The organism is Corynebacterium ammoniagenes DSM 20306 (assembly GCF_001941425.1).
Taxonomy (GTDB): domain Bacteria; phylum Actinomycetota; class Actinomycetes; order Mycobacteriales; family Mycobacteriaceae; genus Corynebacterium; species Corynebacterium ammoniagenes.
The window spans coordinates 366830-390376 of sequence record NZ_CP009244.1 but is presented as its reverse complement, the minus strand read 5'-3'; the positions used below and the strand labels follow the sequence as shown (position 1 = coordinate 390376).

Annotated in this window: 14 protein-coding genes and 1 pseudogene; 6 read left to right on the top strand and 9 right to left on the bottom strand. The window is 56.8% G+C overall.

All coding sequences use genetic code 11. The features are described 5' to 3' along the window. Window positions 1-88 precede the first annotated feature (88 nt). Window positions 89-9277 (top strand): type I polyketide synthase, encoded by a 9189-nt coding sequence (locus CAMM_RS01870; protein WP_003846769.1) that lies wholly within the window; start codon window positions 89-91, stop codon window positions 9275-9277. A 315-nt stretch (window positions 9278-9592) separates the two neighbouring features. Here CAMM_RS01870 and CAMM_RS01865 read toward each other — a convergent pair whose 3' ends face one another. Beyond that, on the bottom strand, window positions 9593-10705 hold the full coding sequence (locus CAMM_RS01865; protein WP_040355120.1) for a UDP-N-acetylmuramate dehydrogenase: 1113 nt from the start codon (window positions 10703-10705) through the stop codon (window positions 9593-9595). Between the two features lie 24 nt (window positions 10706-10729). Here CAMM_RS01865 and CAMM_RS01860 point away from each other — a divergent pair, with 24 nt between their 5' ends. The 3 genes from CAMM_RS01860 (at window position 10730) to CAMM_RS01850 (ending at window position 12954) form a co-directional block, all read left to right on the top strand. After that, window positions 10730-11221: a DUF2505 domain-containing protein gene (locus CAMM_RS01860; RefSeq protein ID WP_003846775.1), complete on the top strand. Its 492-nt coding sequence runs from the start codon at window positions 10730-10732 to the stop codon at window positions 11219-11221. A 41-nt stretch (window positions 11222-11262) separates the two neighbouring features. Next, the gene (locus tag CAMM_RS01855; protein WP_040355123.1) at window positions 11263-12075 is read left to right on the top strand and encodes a class I SAM-dependent methyltransferase; all 813 of its coding nucleotides are present in this window, start codon (window positions 11263-11265) and stop codon (window positions 12073-12075) included. A 69-nt stretch (window positions 12076-12144) separates the two neighbouring features. Next, on the top strand, window positions 12145-12954 hold the full coding sequence (locus tag CAMM_RS01850) for an LmeA family phospholipid-binding protein (RefSeq protein WP_003846780.1): 810 nt from the start codon (window positions 12145-12147) through the stop codon (window positions 12952-12954). Here the strand turns inward: CAMM_RS01850 and CAMM_RS01845 are convergent. The 8 genes from CAMM_RS01845 to CAMM_RS01810 form a co-directional block, all read right to left on the bottom strand. Continuing rightward, a complete protein-coding gene (locus CAMM_RS01845; RefSeq protein WP_003846781.1) occupies window positions 12951-13475 on the bottom strand; it encodes a hypothetical protein in 525 nt (174 codons plus the stop codon). The two genes, CAMM_RS01850 and CAMM_RS01845, sit on opposite strands and share 4 nt — an antisense overlap. Window positions 13476-13553: 78 nt before the next feature. Next, window positions 13554-13853, bottom strand: coding sequence for a DUF2516 family protein (locus tag CAMM_RS01840; RefSeq protein ID WP_003846784.1), 300 nt, complete (start codon window positions 13851-13853; stop codon window positions 13554-13556). 130 nt (window positions 13854-13983) lie between these two features. Continuing rightward, window positions 13984-14556, bottom strand: a complete 573-nt coding sequence (locus tag CAMM_RS01835; protein WP_232051022.1) for a CGLAU_01105 family protein — start codon at window positions 14554-14556, stop codon at window positions 13984-13986. 137 nt (window positions 14557-14693) lie between these two features. Beyond that, window positions 14694-16097 carry a DUF445 domain-containing protein gene (locus tag CAMM_RS01830; protein ID WP_003846788.1) on the bottom strand — a complete coding sequence of 468 codons (1404 nt, stop codon included), beginning with the start codon at window positions 16095-16097 and terminating at the stop codon, window positions 14694-14696. A gap of 118 nt (window positions 16098-16215) precedes the next feature. Then, window positions 16216-16590 (bottom strand): cytochrome c oxidase subunit II, encoded by a 375-nt coding sequence (locus CAMM_RS01825; protein ID WP_003846790.1) that lies wholly within the window; start codon window positions 16588-16590, stop codon window positions 16216-16218. Window positions 16591-16650: 60 nt separating this feature from the next. Next, entirely contained in the window at window positions 16651-17400 is a 750-nt protein-coding gene (locus tag CAMM_RS01820) for a succinate dehydrogenase/fumarate reductase iron-sulfur subunit (RefSeq protein WP_003846792.1), read from the bottom strand. Continuing rightward, window positions 17400-19415: a fumarate reductase/succinate dehydrogenase flavoprotein subunit gene (locus CAMM_RS01815; RefSeq protein ID WP_003846793.1), complete on the bottom strand. Its 2016-nt coding sequence runs from the start codon at window positions 19413-19415 to the stop codon at window positions 17400-17402. The genes CAMM_RS01820 and CAMM_RS01815 overlap by 1 nt, the downstream gene beginning before the upstream one ends. A gap of 34 nt (window positions 19416-19449) precedes the next feature. Continuing rightward, the gene (locus tag CAMM_RS01810) at window positions 19450-20205 is read right to left on the bottom strand and encodes a succinate dehydrogenase cytochrome b subunit (RefSeq protein ID WP_003846795.1); all 756 of its coding nucleotides are present in this window, start codon (window positions 20203-20205) and stop codon (window positions 19450-19452) included. 421 nt (window positions 20206-20626) lie between these two features. On the opposite strand from CAMM_RS01810, the gene ramB reads away from it, so the two are divergent. Then, on the top strand, window positions 20627-22036 hold the full coding sequence (ramB, locus tag CAMM_RS01805; protein WP_003846796.1) for an acetate metabolism transcriptional regulator RamB: 1410 nt from the start codon (window positions 20627-20629) through the stop codon (window positions 22034-22036). 140 nt (window positions 22037-22176) lie between these two features. Further along, window positions 22177-23491, top strand: a pseudogene (locus tag CAMM_RS01800) (ISL3 family transposase). The last annotated feature ends 56 nt before the right edge of the window (window positions 23492-23547 follow it).

Genomic DNA, 23547 nt, shown 5'->3' with positions numbered 1-23547 from the left:
GGACGCTCATCGCGGCACTTTGCTGACTTGAGTTCACTCCGAGTCACGAAAATCTTTTCCCCGATAATTTTGAAGAGGATTACCAGTTATGTCGTTGACCCCCTTGCATACCTTGTCTAATGACAGCACTGCTCCCGCGGTGCTGTTTGCGGGTCAGGGTTCTGCATGGCAAAAGGCCATCGCTGATGCCGCAGCCAGCCCTCACCAGGGCGCACAATTGCGCGACATCCTAAAAGAAGTTCGCACGACCACCGGCCCAGTAGCACGCATCATTGCGTCGTCGTGCCCTGGCGTTTATGAACGCTTGGAAGAACTTGCTCAGACCCCCGCTGACCAAGCACCGGTGGCCAAGGAATATGACGCGTACCCGGCTTACTCCATCCCCGGCATCGTCCTGGGACAAATTGGTGCCATTGAGCACCTGCGCGAGCTGGGCATCGATGTCGATTCCGCGCAGTTAGCAGGCCACTCCCAGGGTTCATTAGGTGTTGCAGCCGTTAAGGATGCACGCCAGGCCCTGGCTATTGCTGTTTTGATGGGTACTGCAGCAGCGGTGACCCAGGGCGCGAATGATTCCCGCTCCCACATGCTGTCCGTGCGTGGCGTACCACGTGAGATGGTCGAAGAATACCTCGCTGGTGACGCTGCGATTGCCGTGGTCAACGGCCGCGTGCACTTTGCACTGTCGGGTACCCCAGAGGATCTGGCTAAGACCGAGTCCAACCTCACCCAGGCTGCCGAGTCCTACAACGACGCGCTGGAAGAACGCCGCATCGGCGGCTCCGAAATTAACCCAGTCTTCGACGTATTGGCCGTGGCACTTCCTTTCCACCACGCATCACTGCAGGATGCAGCGGATCTGACCGTGGACTACGCCACCCAGTGTGGCCTGGACGCTGAGCTTGCACGCGAGCTGGCAGATTCCATCCTGGTTCAGCCACATAGCTGGGTTGAGACCGTGGCCGGTCTCAACTCCACCTACCTGCTCTCCTTAGACCGTGGTCTGTCTTCGTTGACTACACCTTTGATTGCCGGCACCGGCAAGGTTGTGGTTCCAGCTGCTACGCCAGCGGAGCGCGATAACCTGGCTACCCCAGGCACTGAGCTGCCTACCGCGGTGAACTACGAGAAGTTCTCACCAAAGCTCATCTCCTTGCCCAACGGCAAGTCCTACACTCAGACTCGTTTCTCCGAGTGGACCGGCATGTCCCCCATCATTTTGGGCGGCATGACGCCGACCACGATGGATCCGGGCATCGTTGCCGCAGCGGCCAACGGTGGCTACTGGTCAGAGATGGCCGGTGGCGGTCAGTACTCCGATGAAGCTTTTACCATCAACAAAGACGGCATGATGGAGCTGCTGGAGCCAGGTCGCACCGCAGCATTTAACACCATGTTCTTTGACCGCTACCTGTGGAACCTACAGTTCGGTGTCACCCGCATTGTTCCCAAGGCACGCGCTAATGGTGCTGCGTTTACCGGCGTGACCATCTCCGCTGGTATCCCAGAGCTGGATGAAGCCAAGGAATTGCTGGACCAGCTCACCTCCGATGGCTTCCCATACATCTCTTTCAAGCCGGGCACCACCAAGCAGATTCAAGACTGCATCGCTATCGCAGCGGATAACCCCACCCACCGCGTCATCATCCAAATTGAAGACGGCCACGCTGGTGGCCACCACTCCTGGGTGGATCTGGATGAAATGCTGCTGGCTACCTACGCATCTGCCCGTGAGCACGACAACCTGGCCATCACTGTTGGTGGCGGCATCCACTCCCCAGACCGCGCATCGGAATACCTGACCGGTACCTGGTCCACCAAGTACGGTTTGCCCATCATGCCGGTTGATGGTGTCTTCTTGGGCACCGTAGCCATGGCGACCAAGGAAGCAACGGCTAATGATGACGTTAAGCAGTTGCTAGTTGATACCCCAGGTATTTCCCCAGAGACCAATGGCGGTTGGGTAGGCCGACTAGATGCCGACGGCGGCGTCTCCTCCTCCCAGTCCCACCTGTTGGCTGACTTGCACGAGATTGATAACTCGTTTGCCAAGGCCTCGCGCATGATCACCTCGATCCCGATCGAGGAGTATGACGAGCGTCGCGACGAGATCATTGCTGCTCTGGACAAGACCTCCAAGCCATACTTCGGTGACCTGTCGGAGATGACCTACGAGGATTGGGTCGCTCGTTTCGCAGAGCGCGCCTACCCTTGGGTGGATCCAACCTGGCACGATCGTTTCCACGATCTGCTCCAGCGCGTAGAAGCGCGTCTCAATGACGCTGACCACGGCGACATCGAGACCCTATTCCCCACACTCGACGACTCCGAGAACGCACCAGAGGCAGTAGCCAAGCTGCTGGCTGCCTACCCGAATGCAAAGACCACCAAGGTCAACACCCGCGATGAGGCATGGTTCCCTACCCTTATCCGCAAGCACGTCAAGCCAATGCCGTGGACCACCGCTATTGACGGTGACCTGAAGGAATGGTTTGCCAAGGACACCCTGTGGCAGGCCCAGGACCCACGCTACGACGCAGACGGCGTACGCATCATTCCAGGACCGGTTTCGGTTGCTGGTATCACCAAGAAGAATGAGCCCGTCGCAAACCTGCTCGGTCGCTTCGAAGACGCCACCACCGCAGCGCTTAACGATGCCGGCGTGGCACCAGTTGAGCTCTACTCCCGCTTGGCTTCTGCCAAGAATGCAGAAGAGTTCCTGCGCAATGCACCAACCATCATGTGGCACGGTCACCTCATTGCCAACCCGGCGTATGAGCTGCCAGAAGAAGCTTTTGACATCGTCGATGACGGCGAAGGCTTTGCTATTCGCATCAACTCTGACTCCTACTGGGATAACCTCCCAGAAGAGCAGCGTCCGTTCTACGTCAAGCACGTTGATATCCCCGTTGCGCTGTCGGAAGCCGTAGCAACCGGTGCCTCCCCTGTTGTTGATGACGCGCGTTTGCCAAAGGCAGTCTTCGACCTGCTCGCAGGCGTTGCTGGTGTCGGGTCTATCTCTGAGACCGGCGATAAGATCACCGAACTGCCGAAGGTCATCGAAGGCTCTGTCTCCGAAGAAAACCCTTACGGCCTGGTGGAATACTCCTTTACCTTGCCTTCTACCCTGCTGACCGCACACACCGCGGTAACCGGCGCTGCCTTGGGCACCGCCAACGCAGGCACCCCAGATGCGCTGGTTGGCCCCTGCTGGCCAGCAATTTACACCGCGCTGGGCACCGGTCGATTGACCGAAGAACACGGTGAGCCAGCCGGCACCGACTTCCCGGTCATTGAAGGCCTGCTCAACGCAGTCCACCTCGACCACGTCGTCGATGTGCGTGTTCCTCTTCACGAACTCGCAAAGGGTGAAAAGGGCGAAGGCCGTCGCATTGACGTCACCTCCCGCTGTGCATCCATCGCGGAATCCAACTCCGGTCGCATTGTCACCGTGGAACTTGAGTTGTGGGATGCCGCAACTCAAGAAGTTGTGGCGACGCAGATGCAGCGCTTTGCCATCCGTGGCCGCGCTACCGGCACCTCCGTTCCGGTTTCTGCACCATCCTGGGGCGGCGGCAAGTCTCAGGACAAGATTGAGACCACCCCACGTTCCTTCGTGGATCGCGCCATTGTCACCGCGCCATCGGATATGACCCCATTCGCGCTGGTCTCCGGTGACTACAACCCAATTCACACCTCCACCAACGCCGCGCGCTTGGTCAACCTCGACGCCCCACTGGTGCACGGCATGTGGCTATCTGCCACCGCGCAGCACCTAGCTGGCAACCACGGCACCGTGGTGGGTTGGACCTATTCCATGTACGGCATGGTCCAGCTCAACGATGAAGTAGAAATCACCGTCGAACGCGTAGGCCGCAAGGGCATTCACGCAGCATTCGAGGTCACCTGCCGCATCGACGGCGAAGTAGTCTCCCGCGGCCAGGCGCTCATGGCACAGCCACGCACCGCTTATGTCTACCCAGGCCAGGGCATCCAGGCCGAGGGCATGGGCCGTGGTGACCGCGATGCTTCGGCAGCAGCGCGTGAGGTATGGCGTCGTGCAGACCGCCACACCCGCACCGCACTGGGCTTTTCTATTCGCCAGATCATCGATGACAACCCCACCGAGCTCGTCGTTCGCGGCACCAAGTTCGTCCACCCCAATGGCGTGCTGCACTTAACGCAGTTCACTCAGGTTGCCCTCGCAGTCGTTGCTTATGCACAAACCGAGCGCCTGCGCGAAGCAGATGCTCTGGGCACCAACTCCATGTACGCCGGTCACTCACTGGGTGAGTACACCGCGCTGGCATCGTTGGCGAATATCTTTGACCTCGAAGCGGTTATCGACATCGTCTACTCCCGTGGCTCTGCCATGGGCACCTTGGTCGAACGTGATGAAAACGGTAACTCCAACTACGGCATGGGCGCGCTGCGTCCAAACATGATTGGTGTTCCCGCAGACCAGGTTGAGGCCTACATCGCGCAGACCGCGGAAGAAACTGGCGAATTCCTCGAAATCGTCAACTACAACATCGCTGGTCAGCAGTACTCCATCGCGGGTACCAAGGCTGGTTTGGCCGCCCTGAAGAAAAAGGCCAACTCCGTCAAGGACCGTGCTTATGTCACGGTTCCAGGCATCGATGTACCTTTCCACTCCCAGGTACTGCGCGACGGCGTTCCTGCTTTCGCAGAAAAGCTCGATGAACTGTTGCCAGAAACCTTGGACCTGGACGCCCTGGTCGGCCGCTACGTGCCGAACCTGGTGGCGCTGCCATTCGAGCTGACCCAGGAATTTGTCGATAAGGTCAAGCCTTTGGCTCCTTCCGGCAAGCTGGATAACCTCAAGGTCGAAGACACCGATGAGCAAGCCCTTGCTCGCCTGCTCATGATTGAGCTATTGTCCTGGCAGTTCGCATCACCTGTGCGCTGGATTGAAACCCAGCAGCTGCTCTTTGAAGAAGTAGACCAGATCATCGAAGTCGGTCTCGCGGCATCCCCAACGCTGACCAACTTGGCCAAGCGCTCCATGGATATCGCCGGCGTGGACCTCCCGGTCTTCAACGTCGAACGCGACCAAGACCAGGTCATGCTCCAAGACGTTCAGGAAGCACCAGCTGCCTCCTTCGACGTCGAGGAAGGAGAGGCCACCTCTTCGACCGCAGCGTCTGAAACCCCAGGTGAATCCGCTGCGGCGGCCTCGGATAATACCCAGGCCATCCCATCGGCTGAGCCACAAACGGTGGCAGAGGCACCAGCACCATCCGCCGCACCAGCTGGCGGCACCGCTGCCGCAGATGCTCCTGACCTGCCATTTACCGCAGCAGAAGCCATCATGGTTCTGTTCGCTTTCCAGAACAAGATCCGCCAGGACCAGATCAATGACTCGGATACGGTCGAAGAGCTCACCAACGGTGTCTCCTCCCGCCGTAACCAACTGTTGATGGATATGTCCGCAGAAATCGGCGTGCCCGCCATTGACGGTGCAGCCGATGCTGACGTGGCAACCTTGCGTGAGCGCGTCAAGACTGCCGCTCCGGGCTACTCGCCATTCGGCACCGTCTTGTCTGAGGCTATTACCGCTCGTCTGCGCCAGCTCACTGGTGCAGCAGGCGTCAAGCCGGCCTACATTTCAGAGCGCGTGACCGGAACTTGGGGCTTGCCTATGTCCTGGGCAGCCCACGTTGAGGCTGAAATCTTGCTCGGCTCCCGTGAAGAAGACTCCGTGCGCGGTGGCTCCTTGTCCACCGTTCCTTCCGCGGCGTCGTCGAAGGCCGATGTCGATGCGCTTGTCGATGCCGCGGTCCAGGCCGTAGCCGCAGCACACGGCACCTCGGTATCCATGGGTGCTGCGAGTGGCGCCGGCGGCGGTGGAGTCGTCGACTCCGCAGCCTTGGATGCTTACGCAGATATCGTCACCGGTGAAAACGGTGTCCTCGCTACTGCTGCTCGCCAGGTTCTGGCTCAGCTGGGCTTGGTCGAGGAAGCCCCTGAGACCCCTGAGACCGATAACACCTTGTTCGAGACCGTCGAGGCCGAGCTGGGTTCCGGTTGGGAAAAGACCGTTACCCCATCCTTTGACGCCAAGCGCGCAGTGCTTTTCGATGACCGCTGGGCGTCTGCTCGCGAAGATCTCGCCCGCGTGGCACTCGGCGAGATCGACTTGCCAGTCAAGCGTTTCCAGGGAACCGGAGAGACCATCGCCAAGCAAGCGGAATGGTGGGCGGAGAACACCGCTGCTTCCACTGGTGCGCACGCGAAGGCAACCTCTGCCGAGACCCTGCATGCTATTGCTGCCGCAGCGCGCGAAGAACTCGACGGCGAATTCGCTGGCGATGTCGCGTTGGTCACCGGTGCAGCCCCAGGCTCCATTGCTACCGCTCTCGTAGAACGCCTGCTGGAAGGCGGCGCGACCGTCATCATGACTGCGTCACGTGTCAGCCAGTCCCGTAAGGAATTTGCACGCAAGCTCTACGCTGCACACGCGATTCCTGGCGCTGCCCTGTGGGTTGTTCCTGCGAACTTGAGCTCCTACCGCGATGTTGATGCTCTCATTGACTGGATTGGTAATGAGCAGCGTGAATCTGTCGGCAACGAAGTCAAGATCACCAAGCCAGCGTTGACCCCAACCTTGGCCTTCCCATTCGCGGCACCTTCCGTGTCCGGTTCTGTGGCCGATGCCGGCCCACAGGCTGAAAACCAGACTCGCCTGCTGCTGTGGTCTGTTGAGCGCACCATCGCTGGTCTGTCCAACCTGGCGCAGCAAGGCGTGGATACCCGCTGCCACATTGTGCTGCCTGGTTCTCCGAACCGCGGCATGTTCGGTGGCGACGGCGCTTACGGCGAAGTCAAGGCAGCCTTGGACGCTATTTTGGCCAAGTGGTCTGCAGAAGCAGGCTGGCCAGAAGGTGTTACCTTGGCACAAGCCAAGATTGGCTGGGTCTCTGGTACCTCCCTGATGGGCGGCAACGACGTTCTGATTCCGGCAGCGGAAGCCGCTGGCATCCACGTGTGGGACCCAGAAGAGATTTCTTCCCAGCTCATCTCCCTAGCTTCCGAAGAATCCCGCGCGAAGGCAGCCGAGGCTCCACTAGAGCTGGATCTGACCGGTGGTCTGGGCTCGTCCAAGATCTCCATCTCCGAGCTGGCTGCCCAGGCCCGCGAGGACGCCGAGGCACAAGCTGCTTCCGGTGATAATGCAGACGCAGCTGCGGAAGCTCCTGCAGCCACGATTCCAGCACTGCCTAATACCCGTTCAGTAGAGCTGCCTGCAGCGCTACCGGAAGGTGAAGTGGGCGACGTAACCACGGATCTGGATGACATGGTCGTCATCGCAGGTGTCGGCGAAGTCTCCTCGTGGGGTTCGGGCCGTACCCGCTTTGAGGCAGAATATGGCTTGCAGCGCGATGGCGCTGTGGACCTGACCGCCGCTGGTGTCTTGGAATTGGCATGGATGACCGGACTGATTTCCTGGTCCAATGACCCACGTCCAGCCTGGTACGACGAAGAGGGCACCGAAGTCGATGAAGCAGATATCTACGCTCGCTTCCGCGACGAGGTTGTAGCTCGCTCCGGTATCCGTACCTTGACCGATAAGTACAACATGGTTGACCAGGGCTCCATTGACCTGACTTCTGTGTTCTTGGACCGCGATATCGTCTTCACCGTTCCTACCGAACAAGAAGCACTCGATATTGAAGAAGCCGACCCATCGTTTACCAAGCTGCGCGAAGTCGACGGCGAGTGGGAAGTCACCCGTTTGAAGGGTGCCACCGCCCGCGTGCCACGCAAGGCAACGTTGACTCGTACCGTTGCTGGTCAAATGCCGGATCACTTCGATGCTGCCAAGTGGGGCATTCCAGACCACATGCTGGATGCACTCGACCGCATGGCCGTGTGGAACCTGGTGACCGCAGTCGATGCCTTTACCCAGGCGGGCTTTAGCCCGGCTGAGTTGCTGCAGGTTATTCACCCAGCGCAGGTTGCTACCACCCAGGGCACCGGTATCGGCGGCATGGAATCCCTGCACAAGGTCTTCGTGACCCGTCTGCTCGGTGAAGACCGTCCTTCCGACATCCTGCAGGAAGCACTGCCTAACGTTATTGCAGCGCACACCATGCAGTCTTTGGTGGGCGGCTACGGTTCGATGATTCACCCTATCGGTGCTTGTGCCACCGCTGCGGTGTCCATCGAAGAAGGCGTGGACAAGATTGCCCTGGGCAAGGCCGACCTGGTCGTTGCCGGTGGTATCGATGACGTCCAAGTTGAGTCTTTGACCGGCTTCGGCGACATGAACGCCACCGCTGAGACCAAGAAGATGACCGATCAGGGCATTGATGACCGCTTCATCTCCCGTGCGAATGACCGCCGTCGTGGCGGCTTCCTCGAGGCAGAAGGCGGCGGTACCGTGCTTCTGGTTCGCGGTTCCCTGGCTCGTGAGATGGGTCTGCCGGTCTACGCGGTCGTTGCGCACGCGGCGTCCTACGGCGACGGTGCCCACACCTCCATTCCTGCTCCAGGTTTGGGTGCTTTGGGCGCTGGCCGTGGCCGGAAGAACTCCCGCCTGGCCAAGGGCTTGGCTGGTTTGGGTCTGACTCCAAATGACGTCTCGGTACTGTCCAAGCACGACACCTCGACCAACGCCAATGACCCGAATGAGTCGGAACTGCACTCCATCTTGTGGCCTGCTATTGGCCGCGATGTGGACCAGCCACTGTTTGTGATTTCGCAGAAGTCACTGACTGGTCACTCCAAGGCTGGTGCCGCGCTGTTCCAGACCGGCGGTTTGATTGACGTCTTCCGCACGGGACGCATTCCAGCTAACCTGTCGCTGGATTGTGTGGATCCATTGATTGAGCCAAAGGCCACGAACTTGGTCTGGCTACGCTCCCCACTAGATGTGGAAGCAGCCAACCGCCCGGTCAAGGCCGCGGCGCTCACCTCGCTCGGCTTCGGTCACGTCGGTGCATTGATTGTCTACGCGCACCCAGGTGTCTTCGAGGCTGCCGTTGCCCAGCAGGTTTCGGCCGAGGCTGCTGCCGAATGGCGCGAGAAGGCAAATGCCCGCCTCGCCGCCGGTGCAGCACGCTTCGAAGCCGGCATGATTGGCAAGGAAACCTTGTTCGAGGTCATCGACGGCCGCCGCCTGCCTGACGCAGCGGGCACCGTTGAGATTGAGAACTACGGCCCAGTCGCCGCCGACAAGGCCGCAGAAATTGCGCTCTTGCTTGACGACGACATCCGTCTTACCGCCGAAGGCACTTTCCCTCCGGCGAAGTAGGACAAAGTAGGACGGTGTAGAGCACGCTAACGAACGCTAGCGCACGCTCTACACCCGCTCACACGAAAGAGCTCCCCGCTAGTCGGACTGTTAAATCACGTCCGGTCAGCGGGGAGCTTTTCTATGTGAAGTTTGAAGGATAATCTACACGCCAAATTCGGCTTTGAGCTCTTCATGAGATATCTCTTCATCGTCACGACGAGCACCACGGCCTAAAATAGAAACAGGTTCACGCTGAGCAGCATCAAGGTAACGGCTCTATTCGCTTCGAAACTCGCTGGTCGTAATTTCAATGCTCATGGGAAAACCGAGCCTTTAAATTTCCATACCCAGCCACACTGGCTCGGGAACCAGCGTGATGCCAAACTCGTTAAAGACGCCATCGCGGATGGTACGCGCTAAGTCGGCAATGTCCTTCGAGGTCGCCTCACCGCGATTGGTCAGCGCGAGTGTGTGCAGCGTCGATAAGCGTGCCCGGGCTTCGATTCCGGGATAGCCGCGCTTGAAGCCGGCGCGTTCAATCAGCCAAGCGGCAGATAGCTTCTTGCCACCCTCGGCGTCGAAACGCGGCATGGTCTCGGCGACTTCATCGCCAAGCTTGGTGGCAACCCGCTGTGCGACTTCGTCGGCCTGGTCGGCCGGCACAATGGGGTTGGTGAAAAAGGACCCAGCAGACCAGGTGTCCTTGTCGGTGGCGTTGAGCACCATGCCCTTGCCACGACGGAGCTGCAGGACCATTTCACGTACTTCCTCCACCGCGCGACGCTCCCCCGGGTTTTCCGTCAACTGACGGAAATTCAGCGGGGCGGACAGGCCATCCGTGGTCAGCTGCATTTCAATGGCGAGCACGACCGCGCGCTGGGTGAACTTAATATTGGAGTAGCGATAACGCAGGTCCAGCGTGGATGCCTCGAACCAATCATCCACCTGGGTCTCACGGTCATAAAGGCGCACCCAGGTTAAAACGTCAGAGACCTCGGTGCCATAAGCTCCGACGTTTTGTACCGGTACTGCTCCCGCGCGACCAGGAATCCCTGATAGGCACTCAATGCCGCCAAGGCCGGCATCGACAGCCGCTGCGACAACCTTGTCCCAATTGGCGCCGGCGCCGGCGCGCACAATGCCGCTTTCTTCATTGACCTGGATGTGCGGGAATTCTAAAGACACCGCAATATAATCCAGTTCGGCATGGCCCATAGTCTCATCCGCGACCACCAGGTTGGAACCATCTCCGACGATGACCAGGGGGATATTTTCAGAATCGAGGACGCGGACGACAAAGCTCGCCGCATCCGCGTTATGACAGCGCACGGTATAACGGGGTTGTCCGCCCACCCGCAACGTGGTCATCTCGGCAAAAGTAGACTCCTCGTCTATCTCCACGCCGACAAATTCTTTCAGGTGCTGGGTCATTAATTCATCGTTCACTCCTACCAAGGTAGTCTGTTAACCATGTCAACCCGTAGCGAAAACACCGTAACCATCAATCACCCCATTGAAAAGGTTCACAAGGCGTACTCCACCAAGGAATTTTGGGAGTTCATTGTAGCCAACCTCTCCCCTGAACCAGGCGAGGTCAACGAATTTACCGGCGAAGAAGCCACCTTGTTTGAGGTTCTTCCCACCACCCTTTTGCCAGAGGCTGTGCGCGCCATGGTCTCCCAGTCCCTGAAGGTCAAGCGCGTGCTGACCATCGGCGCACTGGATGCAGACAAGTTCACCACCGCTTTCAACGCTGATGTTAAGGGCACCCCTGTTGATTTCAAGGGTGATATCAACCTGGCCGGTGAAGGCGAAGCAACCAAGCTGAACTACACCACCGATGTCTCCATCAATATTCCTTTGATGGGTGCTGCTATTGAGCCAAAGGTGGGCGAAGCACTCGAGGAGCTCTTCGGCAACGAAGCTAAGCTGGCTGAGCAGTGGATTTCTGAGAACCTTTAAGGTTTTCTCCACTATAAGTAACTAAACGGGCATAACCATTCATGGCCGACCATGCACATAATCTGCGCGCTGATGCAGTAGCTGGTCGGCCATTTGGCGTTATTACCCGTGGAACCACCAACCACAATCGGCTGCGGCGCTGTGACCGGTGGATGGCTTATCATCCCCAGATTTCTTCGCTACTGCGCACGACTGCCCAGCCCGTGGCCTTGGACGTGGGCTACGGCGCGTCGTATACCACCACCGTGGAATGGGCGCGCTGGCTGCGCACGGTCAACCCCGATGTGCGTGTTACCGGCTTAGAGATTAACCCCGAGCGCGTCCTGCCGCCACGCGAAGGCGTGAGATTTGAACTCGGCGGATTTGAGCTTCGTGGATATCACCCACAGTTGGTGCGTGCATTTAATGTGCTGCGCCAATATGACGTGGACCAGGTGCCCGCAGCCTGGGAATCAGTGTGTTCGCGACTAGCCCCGGGCGGATTTTTCATCGAGGGCACCTGCGATGAATTAGGCCGCCGCAGCACCTGGATTTTGCTCAACGCCCAAGGCCCACAGACCTTGACGCTTGCTTGGGATCCTTTTGACGTGGATACGCCCTCGCAGCTGGCGGAGCGTTTACCCAAAGCACTCATTCACCGCAACGTGCCGGGCGAGCCGATCTATGACTTACTCCAAGCAGCCGACCAGGCATGGGCACACACCGCTGGTTGGGCTCCCTATGGCCCGCGTGTGCGCTGGCGGGAGGCTCGTCAGCTCATGATTGACCAAGGCATCCCACTGCATCCGATTCGTCGCCGCATTCGCGATTGTGTCCTGACCGTGGACTGGGACGTTGTAGCTCCTGCGGTTTGACTGTGAATTGTCACCCCGCTTGCCGTCTCGCATTGCTCGAAGCGGTGCCCATGCGTCAAACTGGTAGTTATGGCAAAGACTAAATCAGCGGGTGCTACCGCATGGAAAATCATCGTCGGCGTCTTGGTGGCCGTGCTCATCATCGTCCTCCTCGCCGAATTTGGCATGCGGTGGTTTACCGCAAAGCAAATGAAAGACCAATTCCATGCTGCGGCTGAAGAAGATGGTATTGAAGTATCTGAAGAACCAACTATCTCCTTCGGCTCTTCCCCGCTGATCTTTGGTGTCTTAAAGGGTGAGGTTTCCCAGCTTGAAATGCACACCCCATCGACCTTGCAGATCAATGGCAATGTGATTACCGGCCAGCCAGAAGCGACCATTGATATGGAAGGGATGACGCTGTCCGATGACCCAGTGGCGCGCCACATGGTCGCCACCACGCTGATTCCAGAAGACTACTTGCTCATTACCTTCCAAGAAGCCATTGCTGATCAGTCCGGTGTAGATATGTTGCGTGATGTCGTCGTCACTGATATCACCGCCAATGGCGAACAGGGCGTGCTGGACTTTCAATTAGGCGGCGGGTTAGCCACCATTTCTTTGCAGCCAACTGCTGTTGACGGCCAGTTACACCTCGAAGCAACTGAGTCCACGCTCTTTGGCATCTCCTTGCCTGAGGAAGCCACACAGTCCATCTCCGAGGGTCTGAGCAAGGGCATGCAAGAACAGTTCACCGGTGACCTTGCGATTGAAGATGTCACCATTGAAGATGGAGCGGTCTCCATCCGCGTCGCGGGCGATAACGTGAATTTCCAAGAGATGAGCCAGCAAATGTCGCAGACCTCCGAGGCTGTGGAAGATCCCGCGCCGGCGAGCTAAAGATCGACGACGTGAACCTCTAGGGGCGCGGCGGCATCGACAAGCTCTGGTGCGTCGCGCTTGACGATGATGCGCTGAAAACCTGCCAAGCTCGCCGCCTGCACTGCCGCCTGGGTGCCTGATGGCGTCTCGTCGTCGCCGTTGGCAACAAGGCCCAATTCGATAGGGTCCGGGCATGCTTCGCGAATGGTGATGAGCTCACTTAAGTGCGTGTTGGAATCTTCAATGCTCTCATCCACGCTGACCCACATTTCCTCCGCCCCAGACTGCACGGCAAGGCGAGCCTCCGACGCCTTAATCAAGGTGTGGTGGCGGCCTGTGGGATACCCTGCGACGCTGACGATAATCGCCGGCAACTGACCTTCTTTTACTAGTTGCGCTGCGGTGGTCACTTGCGTTGGATCTACCACTAAACGAATGCGCTGCTCGCCGATATGCGGCAACGCGCTGAGCTGTTTCACCGATTGTGTCAGCTGCTGCACAGATACTCCCAGCAGCGACAACGCATGAAATTCCGGCATGATTCCCCTTGCTAGATTGATATAAATTAAAGGGCGCAGAAACCTCTGCGCCCTTTAATCATGAATAAGTATGTCGAACTAATAGTTGTACTCGCCGTTGATGATGGATCGTAGCTGCGGGCGGACATCGAACCAATAAATTCCGGTCGCCACCGCACCGACCCACGACAAAATAGGCAAGGGGAATAACATGGCAAACGCTGAGCCACCGAGGATGGCGACCCAGATCATCTTTGGGTGACGGTCTCCCGCAGGAAAGGCGTCCTCACGCGTAGTTAACGCCAGGATTAGACCAACAATCGCCGCGACGGCAAGCACGCGGAACAGGTTGTTCTGGAAAATATTCACGAAAGCAAATAATGCAGTTGCAAAAGCCATGATGCGTCAGTCAAGTCTCAATCATTAAAGGTGGTTCGCGCCTAGATAGCTCTCGACGCGCGATACTTCTAGTGATCCTATCAGCCGAGAGCACAATGCACCTAGTAAGCGAGAACCGACACCGTGATGACTAAGGAGTATCCTTGTGCGCGTCATCTTCGGAGGAAATAACTTCACCATCCACGATGTCCGCTGTCGGGTCCGCCACGTCGTCGCCTTTATTCACTGGCTTATTGCCATCGGACTTAGCACCCTTACGCTCATTGATACGAGACTTCACGTTCTGGACCGCGTCAGTGGCTTCCTCCCGGACCACGCCAAACGCGCTTCCAGCCTTTTCCTTGGCATCGGTGAATGTTTCGGTATCGCGGGTTTCTTCCGCCGCCCGGCGAACCGACCCGCCAATATCCTTTGCGAAGCCCGTGGCACGGTCAATAAACGAGCCCTTCTTACCGTCCTCTGAAGCCTCGGGCGAAGGTGGGGTTGGACTGTCATCGCTGTGCGTCGCGCGGTCTTCACGGAACCGGTTAGTAAATTCTTTGGCCACTCCGAACACAGAAGTACCCGCAGCCTTCAGGGACTCGAGAGTTTCATTTGCGCCTGCGTCCGACGCCTCATCTTTGCGGTGCTTCGCGCCGTCGGCGTCTTCTGCCGGATCTACTGCGTCATCGTAGGAATCGTATGGGGATTTATCTTCAGCCATGATCTGCTCCTGGTTCAATTAGTTGTGCAGGTTCGTTATTGCAATAGAAGCGGTGTTGCAGTATGCCCCTACAGGTTTATTCTCCATAATAGCGGCGCCCATCACATAGTGCCGCCCAAATTAAGTATGCAGAATTATTACACGCCGAAAAGGAGATGATTCACCGTATAAATAACTAGCCCGGCGATTGCACCGACAATCGTGCCGTTGAGGCGGATGTACTGGAGGTCTTTACCCACCATCAGCTCAATCTTGTCGGAGGCTTCATCCGCATCCCAGCGCTCGATGGTTTCGGAAATAATATTGGTCACCTCAGAGGCATAGTTTTCTGCCAAGAAGCGAGCAGCGCCTTGAATGCGGTTGTCCAAAGATTCACGAAGTTCTGGATCCTCTTGGATATTGGTACCCCACCGCAAACACAGCTCCACGATCTTCTCGCGCAGCATAGAGTCCGTAGTTTCCGCCTGGTCAATGATGGCTTCGGAAACTTTCGCCCAGATGGCTTCGGCAGCACCTTGCACAGGTGTGGAGCCCATGATGTCTGATTTCAAAGACTCGACGCGCTCAATAAGTTCAGGATCCGTTTGCAAGTCGGCTGCGAAATTCCGCAGGCCCCGGCGAATGGCCTGGCGTGCTTCGTGGTTTTCATCGTTTTTGACGTCAGTTACCCACGAGACGAGCTCTTTATAGACCCGCTCCCCTACCAACGATCGGGCAAAGCGCGGTGCCCAGGTGGGCATGCGTTCATCGATCAGCGTGACGACGGAGTCTTCCATCGTCAGTACCTTTTTATGCCCCCAGTCAATAAGTTCATTAACGACTGGTTCTACTTTGCCGTCCTCGATAAGACCCTCAAGTAGTTTGCCCAGGGGTGGTCCCCACTCCGGCTGCGCGAGCTTATCAATCAATTGCGTTTGAATGAGCATCTCCGCATCTTTAGGATCCAACGCGCGAATGGCATTGGCCGTAAGACGTCCCGCCTCACGGGCAACCTTCTCGGCATTCGTTGGCTGAGAAAGCCAGCCTCCCAATTTTTCCGGGATATTGGCCTGCGAGACTTTATCGGTAATCAGCGCGGCGTTTAAGAAGTTCTCCCCCACGAAATCCGAAAGCGCCTCGCCAACCGAATCCTTCTTCTCACGGATCAACGCCGTGTGCGGAATCGGGATGCCTAAGGGGTGGCGAAAGAGCGCGGTGACTGCGAACCAGTCTGCCAAGCCACCAATCATTCCGGCCTCTGAAGCGGCACGGACATAACCTACCCACGTCGGGGCGCCACCTTCTTGGCTTTGCCACCAGGAACAGCCTAAGAAAATAACCGCCGCAACAATCAGCAGCGCGGTCACAAACGCTTTATGGTTGCGCAGTGTCCGTCGCCGTTGTGCTTCTACCTGCGGAGATGGACCCGGTACCTTGCTGAAGTCATCACGGTTGGCCGGCGCCGTGGACGCGTCCGTCGCCGTCGCTGTTGGCGCATTCGCGACCTGCGTGTGGGTGTCCTCGCCGGTAGCTTCCGGTTCGACGGCGCGGTGTTTCCCCATGGTGATGCATCTCCATAATTCGAGTTGAAACCTAAAACTTCAATCCCAATTAGTCTATGCGATCACAAAACCCGCCGGTTAAACCGGCGGGTTTGCTTTGGAGATATCAGACTAAATGCTAATCCTTACGCCCTGTTTCAGCGCGGTAGCGGCGGTAATTCCGACGACCGAACCAAATCAGGAAGGAAGCGACAACAACACCAACAATGGTGGTGATGATGCCAATCCACAGCAAGGTCTGGTGCTGCGCATCGCTTTGAAGGCCTGCTGGTTCAGTGATTACACCGAGCGCCCAAATCAAAATACCGGCAAATGGCACGCTACCCATCATCAGGCCCATGCCCACCCACGTCGAAGTACGCAGGAGGGAGGAGTGAGGCGCCGACAAAGAGTTAGGAACGTAGCCCTCAATGTAAGTATCCTGAATCTTTCCAGAGAACTCAGGATAGGTCTCGCTGCGGAAGTCAGCTACTGCCGGATTAAGTGAACTCATAGCGGCTCGGATCTCTCTCTCGTACCTTGTATTTTACTGTTTTCTACAGATAACTATAGCTTAGTCATCCTTGCTGCGGAAAGCTGCACGAGCACGCTCGCGAGTAACAGCTGACACGGCAGTCAATGGAATACCTGCAGGGCAGACATCGGCGCACTCACCGTACAGGGAGCAGTGACCGAAGTTGGTCTCCAGATCGTCGACCATGTTGCGTGCGCGGCGGCCGCGCTCGTCCTGGCCCAAAGGCATCAGGGACAGGTGAACCAGCTTGGCACCGGTAAACAGGTGTGCAGCACCGTTCGGGCACGCTGCGACACAAGCACCACAGCCAATGCAGGCTGCGTGGTCCAAGGCCAGTTCTGCGGTCTCATGGTTTTGGTGCAAGGTATCTGCGTCTGGCGCCGTACCTGCGTCCATGGAGACGTAGCCACCCTGTTCCATGACCTGGTCAAGGGCGCGACGGTCAACAACCATGTCCTTGATTACTGGGTAAGCAGCGGAGCGGAAAGGCTCCAGGGTCACGGTGTCGCCATCGGTGAACTGGAACAAACGCTGCTGGCAAGCAGGAGTGTTTTGTCCAGGACCGTGTGGGCGGCCATTGACGGTCAAACCACAGGTACCACAGATGCCTTCACGGCAGTCAGAGGCGAAAGCGAATGGTTCTTCGCCGCGCTCAATAAACTGGTCGTTGACGTGGTCCAGAAGTTCGAGGATTGACATTTGTTCTTCGGCGTCATCCACTTGAACGGTCTCGAAGTTACCGTCGTGGGTTGGTCCAGCCTGACGCCAGATCTTGAGAGTCAGCTTCATTACTTGTAGTTCCTAGTCATCAACGGGATCGAATCAAAGTACAAAGGTTCAGCGTGGCGGATGAATTCACCTTCAGCTTCGCCTGGCTCCCAAGCCGAAACAAAGCACCAGTTCTCATCATCGCGCTCCGCTTCGCCGTCTTCAGTCAAGTGGTCGTCACGGAAGTGAGCACCACAGGACTCATCACGGTCAAGAGCATCAATACACATGAGCTCGCCGAGATCAATGTAGTCAGCAACGCGGGCACCGTACTCCAGTACCTGGTTCATGTCATCTGCAGAACCTGGGATACGTACGTTCTCCCAGAAGTCCTTGCGCAGTTCGCGAATCTTTTCAATCGAGGTCTTCAGATCCTCGATGTTACGGGATACGCCACAGCCCCAGTACAAAATCTCACCGAGCTGACGGTGGTAGTACGCAGGACCATGTGGGTCATTGCCGCGGATGTTCATCAGGCGGTCAATACGCGCCTTCGAACGTTCCACGGCAGCCTTGGCCTCAGCAGAATCTTCAGCAAGAGCGTCCTCGCCCAAGTGATCTGCCAAGAAGTTTGGCACGGTAAATGGCAGGGTGAACCAACCATCAACGGAAGCAGACAGCAGGGAGTTTGCACCCAAGCGGTTTGCACCGTGGTAGGTCCAAGATGCCTCACCAGCTGCGAACAGGCCTTCAATCGACGTCATTTCGTTGAAGTCAGTCCACAGGCCACCCATGGTGAAGTGGCAAGTAGGTGCAATACGCATTGGGGTCTCGTACGCGGACTCACCAATGGCTTCCTGGTACATCTCAATGAGGTTGGAGTAACGCTCACGGATGGTGTCCTTGCCCAGACGCTTAATAGCATCGCCCAAGTCCAGGTAAACCGAGTTATTCAACGGACCTACACCGTAGCCGGCGTTGATCTGCTGAGAAATTGCACGGGATGCAACGTCACGAGGCACCAAGTTACCGAACGCTGGGTAGCGGCGCTCAAGGAAGTAATCGCGCTCGTCATCCGGAATGGAATTCGGATCGCGGTCGTCGCCTTCCTTCTTTGGCGACCAAATGCGGCCGTCGTTACGCAGCGACTCAGACATCAAAATGGTCTTGGACTGCCACGAGGAGTTCACCGGCAGACCAGTTGGGTGGAACTGAATAAAGCCTGGGGAAGCAAAGAAAGCGCCCTGCTCATATGCACGCATCAAAGCGCCAGCATTCGAGTTCTTAGCCAAGGTCGACATGTGGTAGACGTTACCGTAGCCACCGGTACCCAAGATAACTGCGTGACCAGTGTAAGCCTTGAGCTCGCCGGTGATCAGGTTACGGGTAACGATGCCGCCAGCGCGGTTCTTGCCATTGTCATCGTAGGTGATGACGTCCTGCATGTCGTGGTGAGCAAAAAGCTCCACGTTGCCAAGACCGAGCTGACGGTACAGTGCCGAGGTGGTCGACAGCTGCAGCTGCTGACCTGTTTGTCCACGGGTGTAGTAAGTACGAGAGACCTGTACACCACCGAAGGAACGAGTAGCCAAGGTGCCACCGTATTCACGGGCAAACGGTGCACCGATAGCGTTCATGTGGTCGATAACGCGCGGGGATTCCATCGCCAAGCGCCAGCAGTCGGACTCACGGCAACGGTAGTCGCCGCCCTTCACGGTGTCCTTTGCGTGACGGTAAGCGGAGTCGTTATCTACCTTCTTGGAACGTGAGGAGTTCACACCACCCTGTGCTGCAATGGAGTGCGCACGACGAGGTGAGTCGTGGTAAGTAAAGACCTTCACGTTGTAGCCAAGCTCGCCCAAGGATGCGGCAGCTGCGCCTGCGGACAGGCCAGTGCCGACAACCAAGATGGTGAACTTACGGCGGTTAAGTGGAGACACAAGTTCCATGTGGTCCTTGTGGTAGTTCCACATATCCTTCATGGGCACGCCGTGCGGCTCATGGGATTCCAGGATGCGACCTGCAGAGACACCGTCAACGATGGACTTCGGGTGCGAGAAATCTGGGTGCTCGCGCAAGAGTTCAGTATTAGTCATGGGGTTATTCAAACTTTCCTATCAATCCTGGTTCCTAGCTGACCCAGCCGAAAGCGACGGACAGCGGCATAATGATGTTGCCCAAGCACACGATTGCAGGGATGACATAAGCCAAGAACAAGAAAACCTGACGAGTCTTGTAACCAGTCAGACCCAAGTCGTAGCCAGCCAGCTTAATGCCGTGGGTCAAGTGCAAGAAGAGACATACCATTGCCAGCACATAGAAAATGGTGACTGGCCAGCGGCTAAAGGTCGCAATCATATTGGCCTTGACCGCACCCGAGACGAATGTGTCAGGAGCAGCTGGAGCTACGCCCATCGTCAGGTCCAGAAGGTGGAAAATAACAAAAAGCAGGAGCACAACGCCAGTGACCAGCATGGTGCGGGTTGCGAAAGACTGCAAACCGCCCATCAACTTGGTGCGACGGAACTTACCGCGGGAGTCGCGGGAGCGGCTGTGCAAGACAATCGCGCCGTAGATGTGCGCAATCAGCGCGATGATCAATACGATGCGGATGACCCACAACAAAGAGCTATAAGGAAGAATTGGCTCGCCCATGGTGCGTAGGAACTCACCATACTTATCGAGCGCTTCTTCCCCACCGTGAGCTGGAGCGTAGAGCTTCAGGTTGCCGGCCATGTGACCAACAACGTACAACGCAAAAATAAGGCCGGTTACGGCCATGGTTAGCTTTAGCGCCCAGGCCGGAGTTGACGGCTTGGCACGCAGCGGCTCATTCGTAATGTGACCGTGTTCTATTGCTTCACGGTCCGGATTCTTAACAGTCATGACACCTCCATAGTCGCTATTACCTTACGCAGGTATAACCGCCGGTTACCAGTCGATATACAGGCTCGCGACGGTTTTTGAGCATGCTCTTGTTGACGCCTTCACAAATTTAAGGTTAGGTTAACCTTCCTTTCAATTTGGAATTACCGCCGCACGCTTGGGATCAATTATTTAAGAAACATTGATGTTGCGTAATTATTTAGCCATCTGTGAGGTTAAGCACAGGCCGCTCCAAGGGTGAGATATTCACCCCAATTGGTGTCATACTTTCGTCAGCCCTCCCCCGCGACCACCCCTACAAGACTTCGCAACTTTCGCTAAACCCCTACTCATAGCCACATTTGCAAATTCGTGAACGAACTTGCCACAAACTTTGCTAAATTGCCGATAACTGTAATTTGCATTAGGTAACCTTGCCTGCATGAGTAAGACCTACGTGGGATCCCGCCTTCGTCAACTACGCCGTGAACGCGATTTAAGCCAAGCTTCGCTCGCAGCCACCCTCGGCCTGTCCGCAAGTTATGTCAACCAAATTGAACATGACGTGCGGCCCTTAACCGTTCCCGTGCTTCTTCGGATTACAGAGGTCTTTGGCGTTGATGCCACATTCTTCTCTCGTGATGACGATTCACGCCTGCTCGCTGAAATCCAGGATGTCGTTCAGGATAAGGAGCTATGCCCAACTCCGGTCGAGTTTCAGGAATTAAGTGAATTGGTCTACAACCATCCCTCCGTTGCGCGGATTATGGTTGATATTCACCGTCGTTACCGCAATGCCAGAGATAAATTGTCATTGGCCACGGATACGCGCCGAACCCGCGATGGCTCCCAAGCGCTATCGATGCCACATGATGAAGTCCGTGACTTCTTTTACGCGCGCCAGAACTACCTCGATGACCTAGACAATGCTGCCGAAGACCTTGCTGGCGAACTGGGCGTGACTAACTTCAAGATCCGAGATACGGAAAAGGCACTCGCCGCGCGGCTCAAGGATAAGCACAACGTAGAAATCATTACCACGTCTCCCTTGGACGGAACGCAGCACAGCTTCGACGCGGAAACTGGAGTGTTGGCTCTAGCCAGCCGACTGACCGAAGGACAGCGAGCTTTTCGCATGGCATCGGAGTTGTCCTTCCTCGAGGTCGGTGAATTGCTCGGAGAGCTTACCGATGCAGAACCTTTCACCTCTGAAGCCTCGTTAAACCTTGCTCGCCGTGGCATCGCTAGCTACTTTGCTGCCGCGACGTTGATGCCGTACGACAAATTCCATACCGAAGCCGAACAATGCGGGTACGACATTGAATACCTGTGCCAAGTCTTTGGCGTCGGTTATGAAACCGTGGCATCACGGCTTTCCACATTGCAACGACCGAACCAACGTGGCATTCCTTTTACTTTTGTGCGCGTCGATCGCGCGGGCAATATGTCAAAGCGACAATCTGCCACGGGCGTCCACTTTTCTAACTCCGGAGGTACCTGCCCGCTGTGGAATGTCTACGAAACCTTTGCGCAGCCCGGAGTTATCTCCCGGCAGTTGGCGCAAATGCCAGATGGACGAAATTACCTGTGGATCGCGCGCGCTATTCGTCACCCCCAAGGGCAATTCAATGACACCAGCAAGTTGTTTTCCGTCGGGCTGGGCTGCGAAGCACGCCACGCGGATCGCACCATCTATGCCGAAGGTCTTGACCTCAGCGATATGTCCGCGGCAACGCCCATCGGCATTGGCTGTCGCATGTGCCCGCGGGAAAATTGTGCACAACGCGCTTTCCCAGCTATCAACGAACCACTGGAAATCGATGCGCACCGCAGTTCGGTCGCACCGTACTAGAGGCTAAGCGGGCTCTTCCGGTTCTAGAGTGTATCGGTGAGTTCTGACCGGGTTGGGTGCGGCAGATTGGTAAACGAGCCTCTTGTCGGTGATGGTTTAGGTGTCGAATCTATCCATTGACCAACAAGGGGCTCTTACTCGTGGGTTCTACTAGTAATGTCATCGCTGACACCATCTGCCGCACCGCAGAACTAGTTCTAGCGATTACCGGCGCTAGCGATCCCGGCGAATACACACTGATCGAAGCAGACGCCACCGCCTATATCGATAGATGTCCTACCTGCGATAACACCGGTATATTTCGTGACCACGTGCTGCGGACGTTAATGAATCTGCCTATTGTTGAATTCCCTACCAGGCTGCATGTGCGCCTGCCGCGCTATCGCTGCACGATGAGAGGCTGTCGGGTGAAGTTCTACCAGGCACAACTAGCGTGCGCCGAAGCCAATAAATAGGTCATCCACCGGGTCACCCGCTGGATATTACAACGCCTCGCGGTTGACCGTATGAGCATTTCCGCGACTGCGAAAACGCTCGGCATCGGCCGCGTTTTAACCTGCCAGCTAGCAATCGATATGTGCCGTGAGCTGGTCTATGACGACCCCGTACATCTAAACGGTGTCCAAGTTATCGGTGCCGATGAGTATAAATGGTCGCACAACCGACAAGTTCATGGGTCAGGCTTTGTGACCGTCAATGTTGATATGCCCCGCCATTACTGCGATAGCACGTCCCCAGCGAGGTTGCTTGATGTGGTGAAAGGCCGCAGCGCCGATGCACTGCGAGCGTGGCTTGCACACCGAAGCCCAGCATTTCGTCATCAGGTACGCATTGCGGCGATGGATGGATTCCAAGGCTATGCCACCGCGAGTAAAGAACTTTTACCCCGCGCCAAGCGGGTTATGGATCCATTCCATGTCGTGCGCTTGGCCGGTGACAAGCTCACCACATACCGGCAACGACTCCAACGTGAGAAATACCAGCGTCATGGACGCATACACGACCCGTTGTATAAAAACCGGAAAACCTTGTTGACCACGCAGAAATGGCTAGCGGAGAAACAACAAGCCCGCCTGGATGAAATCTGGGCCTACGGCAATTACTACGGGGCCATTAAAAATGACGTGGCTGGCCTACCAGGGCATTATTGACTGCGATCAGATGAGTGACAAACGCAAGGCCAAAGCCCGCATGCGCGAGATCATCGACTCATTGTGTGCACTCAACAACGCGAATAAAGAACTTGCACAACTTGGCCGCAGCCGCACTAAACGCCTTGGTGATGTCCTGGCATTTTTCGACGTAGGAGGGGTATCAAACGGATCCTGTTGAAGCTATCAACGGGCGCTTAGAGCATCTCAGTGGCATCGCGCTCGGATTTCGCAACTCAACCACTACATCCTGCGCAGCCTCATCCACTCCGGACAACTCACCCACAAAATCAATGCACTCTAAAACCGGAAGAGCCAGTAAGAGGTCCTGCCCCGGTCGCGCCAGACCCTCGAACGATT

What these genes read in the sequence shown, in the direction of transcription:
- CAMM_RS01870 (WP_003846769.1), top strand. Translation starts at nt 89, where the DNA reads ATGTCGTTGACCCCCTTGCATACCTTGTCTAATGACAGCACTGCTCCC.
- CAMM_RS01860 (WP_003846775.1), top strand. Translation starts at nt 10,730, where the DNA reads ATGTCAACCCGTAGCGAAAACACCGTAACCATCAATCACCCCATTGAA.
- CAMM_RS01855 (WP_040355123.1), top strand. Translation starts at nt 11,263, where the DNA reads ATGGCCGACCATGCACATAATCTGCGCGCTGATGCAGTAGCTGGTCGG.
- CAMM_RS01850 (WP_003846780.1), top strand. Translation starts at nt 12,145, where the DNA reads ATGGCAAAGACTAAATCAGCGGGTGCTACCGCATGGAAAATCATCGTC.
- CAMM_RS01845 (WP_003846781.1), bottom strand. Translation starts at nt 13,475, where the DNA reads ATGCCGGAATTTCATGCGTTGTCGCTGCTGGGAGTATCTGTGCAGCAG.
- CAMM_RS01840 (WP_003846784.1), bottom strand. Translation starts at nt 13,853, where the DNA reads ATGGCTTTTGCAACTGCATTATTTGCTTTCGTGAATATTTTCCAGAAC.
- CAMM_RS01835 (WP_232051022.1), bottom strand. Translation starts at nt 14,556, where the DNA reads ATGGCTGAAGATAAATCCCCATACGATTCCTACGATGACGCAGTAGAT.
- CAMM_RS01830 (WP_003846788.1), bottom strand. Translation starts at nt 16,097, where the DNA reads ATGGGGAAACACCGCGCCGTCGAACCGGAAGCTACCGGCGAGGACACC.
- CAMM_RS01825 (WP_003846790.1), bottom strand. Translation starts at nt 16,590, where the DNA reads ATGAGTTCACTTAATCCGGCAGTAGCTGACTTCCGCAGCGAGACCTAT.
- CAMM_RS01820 (WP_003846792.1), bottom strand. Translation starts at nt 17,400, where the DNA reads ATGAAGCTGACTCTCAAGATCTGGCGTCAGGCTGGACCAACCCACGAC.
- CAMM_RS01815 (WP_003846793.1), bottom strand. Translation starts at nt 19,415, where the DNA reads ATGACTAATACTGAACTCTTGCGCGAGCACCCAGATTTCTCGCACCCG.
- CAMM_RS01810 (WP_003846795.1), bottom strand. Translation starts at nt 20,205, where the DNA reads ATGACTGTTAAGAATCCGGACCGTGAAGCAATAGAACACGGTCACATT.
- ramB (WP_003846796.1), top strand. Translation starts at nt 20,627, where the DNA reads ATGAGTAAGACCTACGTGGGATCCCGCCTTCGTCAACTACGCCGTGAA.